The organism is Saccharibacillus sacchari DSM 19268, from assembly GCF_000585395.1.
GTDB lineage: Bacteria > Bacillota > Bacilli > Paenibacillales > Paenibacillaceae > Saccharibacillus > Saccharibacillus sacchari.
Genome location: NZ_KK073875.1, coordinates 3,155,239 through 3,166,682, shown reverse-complemented (window position 1 = coordinate 3,166,682; position 11,444 = coordinate 3,155,239). Strand labels below are relative to the sequence as shown.

10 protein-coding genes are annotated in these 11,444 nt (G+C 41.7%); all 10 read right to left on the bottom strand.

Features of this window, described 5'->3' with window-relative positions:
- Positions 1-720, bottom strand: coding sequence for a cytidylyltransferase domain-containing protein (locus SACSAC_RS13505; protein WP_037287236.1), 720 nt, complete (start codon positions 718-720; stop codon positions 1-3).
- A 19-nt stretch (positions 721-739) separates the two neighbouring features.
- Positions 740-1,891, bottom strand: a complete 1,152-nt coding sequence (locus tag SACSAC_RS27135; protein WP_051507102.1) for a glycosyltransferase family A protein — start codon at positions 1,889-1,891, stop codon at positions 740-742.
- A 65-nt stretch (positions 1,892-1,956) separates the two neighbouring features.
- A complete protein-coding gene (gene glf, locus SACSAC_RS13495; RefSeq protein WP_037287234.1) occupies positions 1,957-3,102 on the bottom strand; it encodes a UDP-galactopyranose mutase in 1,146 nt (381 codons plus the stop codon).
- Positions 3,095-4,237 carry a glycosyltransferase family 8 protein gene (locus SACSAC_RS13490; protein WP_037287232.1) on the bottom strand — a complete coding sequence of 381 codons (1,143 nt, stop codon included), beginning with the start codon at positions 4,235-4,237 and terminating at the stop codon, positions 3,095-3,097. Before SACSAC_RS13490 ends, glf begins: the two co-directional genes overlap by 8 nt.
- 30 nt (positions 4,238-4,267) lie before the next feature.
- Positions 4,268-5,380, bottom strand: a complete 1,113-nt coding sequence (locus SACSAC_RS13485; RefSeq protein WP_037287230.1) for a DUF4422 domain-containing protein — start codon at positions 5,378-5,380, stop codon at positions 4,268-4,270.
- 17 nt (positions 5,381-5,397) lie between these two features.
- On the bottom strand, positions 5,398-6,846 hold the full coding sequence (locus SACSAC_RS13480; RefSeq protein ID WP_037287228.1) for a glycosyltransferase family 61 protein: 1,449 nt from the start codon (positions 6,844-6,846) through the stop codon (positions 5,398-5,400).
- A 39-nt stretch (positions 6,847-6,885) separates the two neighbouring features.
- Entirely contained in the window at positions 6,886-7,992 is a 1,107-nt protein-coding gene (locus tag SACSAC_RS27130; protein ID WP_051507101.1) for a glycosyltransferase family 2 protein, read from the bottom strand.
- The gene (fcl, locus tag SACSAC_RS13470) at positions 7,985-8,935 is read right to left on the bottom strand and encodes a GDP-L-fucose synthase (RefSeq protein ID WP_037287226.1); all 951 of its coding nucleotides are present in this window, start codon (positions 8,933-8,935) and stop codon (positions 7,985-7,987) included. The genes SACSAC_RS27130 and fcl overlap by 8 nt, the downstream gene beginning before the upstream one ends.
- Before the next feature lie 63 nt (positions 8,936-8,998).
- A complete protein-coding gene (locus SACSAC_RS13465) occupies positions 8,999-10,318 on the bottom strand; it encodes a sugar phosphate nucleotidyltransferase (RefSeq protein ID WP_037287224.1) in 1,320 nt (439 codons plus the stop codon).
- Between the two features lie 107 nt (positions 10,319-10,425).
- Positions 10,426-11,442 (bottom strand): GDP-mannose 4,6-dehydratase, encoded by a 1,017-nt coding sequence (gene gmd, locus SACSAC_RS13460; RefSeq protein ID WP_037287222.1) that lies wholly within the window; start codon positions 11,440-11,442, stop codon positions 10,426-10,428.
- Positions 11,443-11,444: the final 2 nt, after the last annotated feature.

Below are 11,444 nucleotides of genomic sequence, written 5' to 3'. Positions count from 1 at the left end.
TTACTCCCCCAACCTTTTTTGTACAATATGACCATTGATCAATGCCAGCTCCGGTTCTTTCTTCAACAATTCCAGCACGTCAGCCAGTTTGAAAATCCCACCTTTATGCAGGCGTTCATAAATTTGCGAGATCAATGTCCAATCTTCTTCGGTGTCCAATGTCAGCCGATACTCCGAGTTGTCATGTTCGCTTCGAAAAGTGCGAAGATCGAATTTTTCCGGATGTCGATATAGGTAAGGCGTAACATGTTCATGTTCATAATCGAATTTGGCTTCACAATATGCCTGCTCCAAGACACGAAACGTGAAGACCTCCGTGTCCATTCCTCTCGGAAAGCCTTCACTTGACGAATAATCGTAAGCTCCTCGCTGAAAATCGAGAATCACTTCGTTCGAAATATACGGATCCAGTAGCGGACAATCCGAAGTCACCCTTACGATGATGTCCGCCTGCGATGTCTGCGCGGCATGATAATAACGGCTGAGCACGTCGCCGGAGCTTCCCCGATAAAACTCAACCCCGCTGCGCTCCGCTTCCTGACAGACGGCTTCGTCTTCCGGTAGATCGGTGGTAGCTACGATCACTTGATCGACGGAAGGAATAGCCCGACATCGCTCCAGAACGTGACTGAGCACCGTGCGACCGGCCAATATTTTCATGATTTTTCCCGGCAAGCGCGTAGATCCCATTCTAGCTTGAACGATCGCTACAGTCTTCATAACTCTGTTCCTTTCTTATTCAAGAGTATCTGAGCAGATTTTTGCGCAGTTCCCTTTTCGTAAATCGATAGTCGCCTACGCCACTCTTCCATACTTTCAAATTGTCCGTAGCATCCATATAGCCCGGAAATAATGCAATCGCTTTTTCCCAAAGCTCCATCGCCGCTTTGCTATCGCCGCTATACGCGTATAAAACAGCCCGATTGTTTAAAGCTGCTCCATGATTATGATTTTGCGAAATCAGCCGATCCAGAAGAAGCGAAGCTTCATTCCACTGCTGACGTTCTTGATAAAAAACTGCCTGCAAAAAATATTTGCTATGCAAAAATTCTTCTTCCGTAATTTGTTCTAAAGCTGCAAATCCTTCTGTATACCGTTGATACTGATATAATAACGTGATGAAATCAAGTCGATTTTTCTGTTCCGAATAACCTCTTTCGAACACAGCCTTTTTGATTTCATCGATCGAGTAAATATCCAGAATAGCTTGTCCTGCTTGGGAAGCCTTATTTAGATCTGAAGTAATACTCATCGCATGACGCCTGAAATATACATAAGGTTCATCCAGATAAATGAAAGAACCTTTTCTCGCCAACCGCAAAATAAACTCGGCATCTTCGGAAATAAAAATGTTGGTACGATAACCGCCGATCTCCAGCGCCGCATCCCGATTTAGAAGCAGGCCCGATGGAGTGATAATATAATTGCGTACCAAAAGCGATCCGAACGTTTCGTTAAAAGGCAACTGCATTCCGCGGTATTCGCTATTTTCTAATACCTGGCCGTCGGCATCCGTCTGCAAGTAAGCAGAATGCACACAGACCGGCGAAGGTTTTATAGCTTCAGCTTGCCGCAACAGTTCAATCTGTCGCTCCAGCAGATTAGGATGAACGGTATCATCAGCATCCATCATGAGCAGCCATGTATTGCGCGCTTCATGCAAACCTCGATTGCGCGCAGCGGAACCTCCTTGATTCGAAGGCTGCCGGATCAAACGGACAACCGGATGCCGCATGCTGTATGCCTGTACCAATTCCGCCGAACGATCCTGCCCGCAGTCGTCTACCACAAGGATTTCATCCAATGCATAACTTTGCGCCATCAGGCTATCCAACGTTTCAACAATATATTTTTCGGCATGGTAAAGCGGAATCACGCATGAAATTTTCATTTTAACCCTCACTATGCTTCATTGAGTGTATGCGGGAAGACATAAATTCATTTTACTCGTGCAAATCATTTGTGTTGCAATTTCGCGTATAATTTTAAAGCAGTGGCGACAACCGCATCCATATTATAATATTTGTATTCTGCCAAACGACCGACAAGATGTACGTTATGAAGAGTTGCCGCACGCTTTTTATACTGTTTATATCTCTTCTGATTTTCTTCAGCAATTATTGGATAATAAGCTGTGTTTTCTCCACTACGATAAGCCTGCGGATACTCGCGGGCAAGAGTAGTTTTTGGATGCTGTTGTCCGGTTAGATGTTTGAACTCCGTTATACGCGTAAAGTCGTAACTGTTGGGCGAGTTTAATTGACCTACACTCTGTTTATATTCCGTATCGTATGTATCGTATTCGAATCGAAGCGAACGATACGGAAGTTCTCCGAAACAAAAACCGAACAGTTCATCGATCATGCCCGTATAGATAATCTTTCCTTCGAAAAACTGACCGAACAGCCGATTCCCTTCTTCTCCAATATCCATTATATCCTGATACCGCGTATTCATTAGCATATGAATATTGGGATGATCGCTCATCGCCTTGAACATTTCCGTATAACCAAACTTCGGCAGTCCTTGATATTCATCCTGGAAATAACGGTCGTCCCGCGAAATATATACAGGTACGCGCGCCGTTACCGTAGGATCCAATTCTTCCGGTCCGATTCCCCACTGCTTGAGCGTATAATTCAAAAACACTTTTTCATACACGTAATTCGCAAGAAACTTCAAGTCCTCGTCATCTTGCTCTTTCAATTTAAGAATTGGGACCTTGACGTTGTATCCAAGCAGATCAACCAGCTTTTGCTGCATGCGATGCGCTAAAGCGGGCGTAAAAACTTCTTCGATCGTATTTAAGTTGAAAGGGATCGGGACTTCTTTGCCATCCACTTTAGCCAGCACTTTATGTTCATAGTAATGCCAATTCGTAAACAAAGAAAGATAGTCCCAAACTTCTTTCGACCGCGTATGAAAGATATGGGGTCCGTACTCATGAATCAATACGCCGTTCGTATCAAAGCGGTCATACGCGTTGCCGCCGATATGTCGGCGCTGTTCAATGACCAGCACCTGCTCATTTTGCTGGGAAGCCAATCGTTCTGCCAGCACAAGCCCCGCATAACCCGCCCCAATGACTATCGTGTCAAACATTCTTCTCACAACCCGTCAAATAGTTTTCGTATTCGGAAAGATTTTTGAAAAAATCTTGTTTATAAATCAAACCCATTTGTTCCAACTGTTCTGAAATTTCGCGCGTATAAGAGCTTGCTATAATAATCAAAGAGTTCTCCGCAGCATTATATGTATCCGGAGCAATGATCGGCTTCTCTCTCAACAAAAGGCCTTGTTTTTGACGGTCGTTATCTATATATCCTTGTATCGTCATATTTGCGGCTTCAAGCTTTTTGGACATTTCTATGGCATTCACGCTGGAACCGAACAGGTAGAGCGGACAAGCATAAGCGAACGATGATTTTCTTTCCCAGGCAAAACCGCTACACATCCTATAATAAAGATCATATCGATCGCGATAAGGATGGTTGGAAAAAAAACTCCACGGTTTTATATCTCCTGTAAAATGAACCAGGCTTGGACGACCAGAAACCTGCGCATGCCGTTCTTCGCCAAAAGTCTTTTGAAAAACGGTCGGGTTTTCAAAAAGATTCGTAATGACGTTCCATTGCTGCGGAAGTCTTTTCCAAACTCCCCGCAGTAACCCGTTCAAAATATCCTGATCCGCATAACGCAATATAGCCGCGTTTTCGGAGGCGTATTTCAATGCCTGTGCGGTAAAATCTTGTTTTCGCCAAGAGAAAATATCAATCAACATAACTCCGGCATTAAAATAATCCAATATGGAATCCAAATTCAGAATACGGTACGCCTCATAAATAATGTCCACTACCGCGCCAAGCAGATACCCTTCCAATTCAGTCTCGTACAAAATCGCCAAGTCGTCGAGAACTACAATATCACAGTCCATAAAGATCGCTTTTTCTACCGAATCCGGCAGCAACTCCGGAGCAACAAGGCGGAACAATACTTCAATGGGTAGATGATTGGTGTCGATTCCCAACCGTAAAAGCCGATCCGGATTGATCTCTATAAAAAAGAACCGGATTTCATCATCAATAAAGTTTTCTTCAATGAGTCTTCGGTCCGGTTCGCCCAAGTCTTTCCCTATAATATAGGCAGACAAGTTTGTCTTTGTATGCCGCAAAATGGATTTTAACGTCACGCACAGGTGTTGAATATAATTCCGATCAATAGTAAACACGATATTCATTAGGGAAGCTCCTTTTCAATCCGAACAACTTTAGTGCGCTTCAAGCCGCTGCGCAATAAAATAAGAAGTATCAAGTTTAAAGTAATCTTGATTGTGTTCGTACCCCATGGAAGACAACTGCTGCGAAATTTGCTCTTCGTAACTACTGCAGATCAGAATCGGATTCCGTTTACCGAATCGCCGCTGATACTCGACAGGCGTAAGCACTTCAAGATCGGCAAAAGATTCTAATTTTTCATTATTGTCCACGAAACAAACGATTGGATTATTCAGCATGACTGTCATTTTAGCTGCGTAGGTTCCGGTGCCGAAAAGCGCCACTTTGTCACGGATTCGCAAAACTTCCTGCAGCTTTGTGGAAGGCTGTTCATAATTCAGTTGAAAAACGGGAAAATACCGTATATCCAGCTGCCGATATTTTTGTTGATAATGAATAAAAACGTTAAAAAGGCGTTCAGTCAAAAAACCGATATACCTACGTTCTTGAATATTGAAAAGACTATCGTCCATTGCGGTCTCTGCATCGCGTAAAATCGGAAAAAGCCATTCGCAGTATATTCGAAACAAATCGGTCCGCATGACAAACATGTTGTATAGGCTAACCTGATGCGAATCGAATACATGTTGTGCCGATTCTTTGTAAGCAGGATAATTCTTTTTGATAAAGGCTAACGCGCTTTTTACATGTTCGATATAATGATCTTTCGAGTTTGCATATTGATCATAAACGGTGTCCGCAAATGTTCTCGGCATCGGAAGAATCACGTCACAGTTTTGCATGACTTGATCGATTTGAAATTTGGAAAGCCCATATTGAGTATATTCACCGTTCACTTCATTTATTTCAAATAAGTCATGCTCGGAAAGCTGATCGTTCAATTGTTTATTTAGCGATAAAATTCGTCTGTAATGAAATAATCCGATATAGTCCATATCCTGCCAGACTTCGTTTTTCCAAATCGCATATAAAGCCGTAATTTCGCAATAAGTTTCATTCTTTGATGAAATATTTTCTCCGATATCGTCCGCATATTCAAATCCAGGAAGAGGTTTTTTTTGGGCATTAAGCAAAAAAGGAGTCAAAACTTCGTTATGAATGAATGGCATTTTTTTATGATAACAAACAGCGATTTTTCCGTTCATTTCGTTAACCGCCTTTCCTAGAGATACAAGGAAACAAATCTGGAAATATCCTCGATATTGACATGAATATCTTTTTCGTTCACATATACGCCCACACGCTCAGTATACTCAAAATCCGTCCTATCACCTACAGCGCAATGATAAATAAGATCTTGATTTTCGCAAATATTCCAAAACATAATCGGAGCATACATAGGACTGAAAAGTTCCAGGACTTTTGTTTGTTTTCTACAAAAAACAAGATTGGTCAATCCGGCGCCATGAGGACCTATAATCACTTCCGCATTGTAAAAAATGGCGGCTTGCTCCCGTACGCTATGTCGTTCCAAATAAACAATTTGAAAACCCATGTTTGTCAGATATTCTATGACATCTTCTTCATTGACCACTTTTCGATTCTTCGCATTTCCTCTAGCTATATAAATATGCTTATGATATTTACGTTCATCGATTTGCAACGCTGACGAAAATAAACGATTCAAAAAATTGCATATCCATTTCGAGACATATCCGGAATCGTAAGCAGGCGAATACGGAACGACCAATTTCTCAGCCTGAATCGCGTAAATGTTGCTTGATTTAATGATCGAATGTATAGGAATGCCCATACATTCAAGCGTCTCTTGTTGAAACGCACGCATTGTATAATTGCTGATATAGTAATCGATCGGTTCCTTGTAAGCACCTAGCAAGTAAAAACGCGGCAGCTCTTCCATCATCCAATGATAATAATTGGCACCGCTCCACTGCGTAGTGGTAACGGCTACGGTATGCTTTAAAACCGCAACATCCTTATTTCCGATCACGTCGATCTTCACCCTCTGCGCATCCCATATATTTAACGCAAGGGTCGTGAAAGTCGAAAATTCGCGAATCAAGTAACCTTCCGCAGTCAATATGACTCCGTTGTCGCCTGTCGTTGTGCCTTGCTCAAAAATATAGATGTTCACGTCTTTTAAAGGATAAGACTGTTGCGGAATCATAAAACTCGGATACTGGGATCCACTTACATTTATCGGATTTTGACAAAGAAATCGGTAATCACTTTGCAAAACCGGAATTTTTTCTAGGCTTGTCGCCTTCAGATCATCTAAAGGAACGATAGCCTTCAGCTCGGAAAGTACTTTTGTATCCCAACAGTACTCGATTTTATTATTTCGTATCAAAAGACGAGTATGCAAAAGACAGTTGTGATGCATTACAAATCCCATTCTCGTCAGCTGTTCGGCAATTTCGGCTTCGTATTCGCTTGCAATCACGATAACGTCTCGCTCTGTCCGTAATTCCGATGGAGCCACAATAAGATGTTGTTGAAAGTTCTCTCCCCATTTTGTGAGATCGTTATCACTAAAATAGTCGATACGAATGCCGGCAACGCTGATTTGTTCATTAAGTTTGCCGGCCGTAGTTCCGGTTCCAAATAAAACCAGGCTTTTCTCGATCAAAAAATCTTCCAACGGTCTCATATCGATCTTCCTATCTTTAATGAACTTTAAATTGAATGCTTATAACAAAAGCTTTTTCCATTCAAAAATATTAGATACCGATAAGCCCAGAGCAATCAATTGTTGCTCTACGACACGAACGGTATTGGGATTTTCAATCGAAATCACGACGGCTGTATCGGAATCGATTTTCAGTTCGTTCGGATTCCAAATTTTTTGTCCATGCAGGGTTTTGACTTGCATTTGTGGATTGTTATCTACAAAACCCAAAAACTCTGTATCTTTGCCCGAAAAATAGTGATAAAGTCGGGTCGCATTATCCATGGTGCCGAATATATACACTTTTCGTATATTATTTTCAATTATTTTTTTTATGATCCGGTCTTTTCCGAGCAACAGTTGGTTCAACCACACCATATAAATCTTCTGAGTCAAATAGATATCTGCATGATTAATTGTATCCATCAATTTTTCGGGTATAGAACCAAAATGATTTAATTGAATATGTGCATGCTCCAAATCGCGTTCTTTTTCGTTCTCTAGCGATGAACTTATACCACCAAGTCTAAAGACGGCAATTTCTAAAGGTAAAAATTTTATAAACTCTTCATATTTTTTAATACACTTAACAGTAAAGTCTTTATCCGCCAATATTTTATAACGAGTATCAAAATAACCGAATTCTTCGAATAACTTTTTTTGTGTAAATCCGGATTGGTGCGGATACATATCTCCATTTCGGTATTCTTGTAGAGTGAGCGGACGCCCCCTGAAATACCAATGTCCGTTTTCGTCATCCATAGCCTGCACTCTCCCATAAGTCATGACAGTTTCTGGATTTTGTTCAAGAAAGCTCCCGACTTGCTCCACAACAGATTCATTGCTGAAATAATCATCTGCATTCATGAAGTTAATGTACTCTCCAGTTGCTAGCCGGACTCCTTTATTGAATGCATCATAAATACCTCGATCCGGCTCGGACACAACCAAATCGATGCGATCTCGATACCGGTTTACTATCTCCATGGTATGATCGGTCGAAGCACCGTCGATAATAATATACTCCAAGTTCTCATAAGCTTGCTTCAATACACTCTCTATTGTCTGCTCGATAGTTTTTTCCGCGTTATAGCAAGCTGTAACGATAGTGATTTTCGGCTTACTCATTGGCTTCCTCCATCTGTTTCAAATACCATTGATAGGTGTCTTGAATACCTTCTCTCAATTCGATCCGATGCTTCCAACCGAGATGATGAATCTTCGATACATCTGTCAGCTTACGCGGTGTACCGTCAGGTTTGCTTGGATCGAATATCAACTTTCCTTCAAAACCAATGACTTCGCAAAGCAATAAAGCCAGATCTCGAATCGTAATCTCCACTCCAGTGCCTATATTTATAAATTCGCCCGCTTTTTCGGCCTTCACATGCTCTGTTACGAAGATGCATGCCTGTGCCATATCGTCCACGTGAAGAAATTCGCGCAACGGATTGCCGCTGCCCCATACGGTAACCGTCGACTGTCGCATCATTTTAGCTTCATGGATTTTACGCATCAGTGCTGGCATTACATGCGAAGTCCCTAGATCAAAATTATCGTTAGGACCGTACAGATTGGTTGGCATCAAGCTTAAATAGTTTGTTCCATATTCTCTATTATATGAACCGCACAATTTAATCCCGCTGATTTTGGCGATTGCATAAGCCTCATTAGTTTCTTCAAGTGGGCCTGTGAGCAGATAAGTTTCTTGAAGCGGTTGAGGAGCCAATTTAGGATAAATGCAGGTGCTTCCCAAAAATAACAACTTATCTATTTTGTTCCGGTAAGCGGCTTCGATTACATTCGCCTGAATCATTAAATTGTCATATAAAAATTGAGCCGGATAGGTCGAGTTTGCTAAAATACCTCCTACTTTGGCTGCCGCCAGAAATACATAATCCGGCTTTTCCTCTGCAAAGAAATGTTGAACCGCAGATTGCTGTCGCAAATCTAGTTCAGAGCTGGTTCGATAAATCAAATTATGATATCCTTTTTCCTCTAAAGCTCTTACAATAGCTGATCCGACCAATCCACGATGACCGGCCACATAAATTTTGGCATCTTTTCTCATACGTTCATCCTCACCGCCTACTTCATAGCAATTCGGCATACCCTAATGGAATTTGAATAGTTTTCAATCTTCCCAATCCACGCTTTTAACTGCTTGTTCATCAATACGCACTTCAATAAACTCCGTATCTTTTACCGCATGCAGCACATATAGGTTTTGTGCAGAAACATGAATAACGTCTCCAGTTTTTAATATTTCGTGTTTTTCATCTTGTAAAAAAGCGGCTTCTCCAGATATTATTGTCCACACGAAAGTACAAGAAGGTGTTGATGGATACTCTATATGCCTTCCGGCTTTCAAAAATAACTTTCTAGTCAAAATTTCTTTTTCCGCTTTTTTCGCGTAGTCCAGAACTCGATACCATCCCCATTGCTGTTCTTGGTACATCGGACGCGAAAACAATCCTTCGTGCAACATATCTTTCATTTTGGAACTGGACGGTTTATCAGTCACTAAAATCCCATCTGCGCTTACTGCAATTACTGCATTAGATACCCCAAGCACTTTCACCGGCAGCTCTAATTCATTAATGATATGAGTATTGTGGCAATCCTCGCTAATTCCTCCATTCCCTATAATCTGTTGAGACATTTCCTCTGTCAAAGTGTTCCAAGTACCGAGGTCTTTCCAATATCCGTCATACGTCAATGCCACGATTCGAGATAGTTGCTCAAGAACGGCATAGTCAAAGCTTTTTTTAGGCAATGATGAAAAATTCGATCTTAACTTTTCAAATGTGCACGGCAGCTGATTGGCTTGCAGCGTATCGTAAATCAATTGAAGCGGGAATACAAATATTCCGCTGTTCCAATATGCACCGGCTTCAATCAATATTTCCGCTTTTTCTTCAGAAGGCTTTTCAACAAAATACGCCACCTGCATATAATCATCATGCTTTTCCGGAATAATATACCCGTATTTTGATGAAGGATACGTGGGCTTGATACCTAATAATGCAATTTCGGCGCCTGTGCAGGTGAGAAGATTCTCAAGCTCGTTTACCTGTTGATAAAATGAGTTATCTACAAACGTATCTACTGATACAATTGCTACTATTTCTTTTTTCTCGATACCTAACTCTGAGTATAAATAAGTACAGGCCAGCGCGATCGCGGGAAAAGTATCCCTCCGCTCCGTTTCTACCACGATCGGAATATCACCAAGCTGATTTCGCAAAATATCTACTTGCGCCGAATTGGTCGTTACAATAATATCCTTTTCGCTCATTATTTCACATAACTGACGATAAACTCGCTGTACCATCGATTCCAATTGTCCGGTCTCGGTATTTCGCAATACTTTCAAAAATTGTTTTGCACGTGAATCGTTTGATAAGGGCCAGAGTCTTGTTCCTGATCCACCTGAAAGTAAGATAACTTTCATCCTCTACGCTCCCTTGCTGTTGACACTGTTCAAACCTCAAACGGCCAAGTATGTCTGTATACCGAACAACAGCCGCAGGCCAATAAAAGAAAAGTTCAAAACATAGTCTAGCCTTGCTTCAAATCGTATTGAATCATCATTCGCACAAGCTCATGAAAAGAAATTTTGGGCTGCCAGTTTAACTTTCTTCTGGCTTTTTCAGGATTGCCCAACAGTAAATCCACCTCGGTCGGTCTAAAAAACTGCGGATCGATAGCAACCACCGTTTTACCCGTTTTTGTATCGATACCTTTTTCTTCTACTCCTTCTCCTTTCCAGGCAATTACGATTCCGGCTTCTGCGAAAGCCAGTTCAACAAATTCGCGAACGGTATGCGTCTCACCTGTAGCAACAACAAAATCTTCTGGTTCCGTGTGCTGCAGCATCAACCACATTGCTTCTACATAATCCCCGGCAAAGCCCCAATCTCGCTTAGCATCCATGTTTCCTAAATAGAGACATTCCTGCCGATTATGTTTAATTGCAGCTACGGCTAGCGTAATTTTACGCGTCACAAAAGTCTCTCCGCGTAAAGGAGATTCATGGTTGAATAAGATGCCGTTGCATGCAAAAATCCGATATGCTTCTCTATAATTGACAGCGATCCAATAAGCATAGATTTTAGCTGCAGCGTATGGACTCCGCGGATAAAAAGGGGTCTCTTCCGACTGTGGCGTTTCTTTGGCATTTCCATACAACTCACTGGTAGACGCTTGATAAACCCTGGTTTTTTCTTCCAAACCCAGTATGCGAATCGCTTCCAGCAGGCGAAGCATACCTAATCCATCAGCGTTAGCCGTATATTCCGGTGTATCGAAAGAAACTTTCACGTGACTCATTGCGGCTAGGTTATATACTTCATCGGGTTTGATTTCTGACATAAGACGAATAAGATTGGAAGAGTCCGTCATATCACCGTAGTGAAGATTGACACGAGGATGATTAAGATAAGCTTCTATCCTGTCAAAGCGTTCTATTGACGCCCGTCGAATCAATCCATGCACATAGTAGCCTTTCTCCAAAAGAAATTGGGTCAAGTAGGCTCCATCTTGACCTGTAATGCCTGTAATTAAAGCTGTTTTCATTG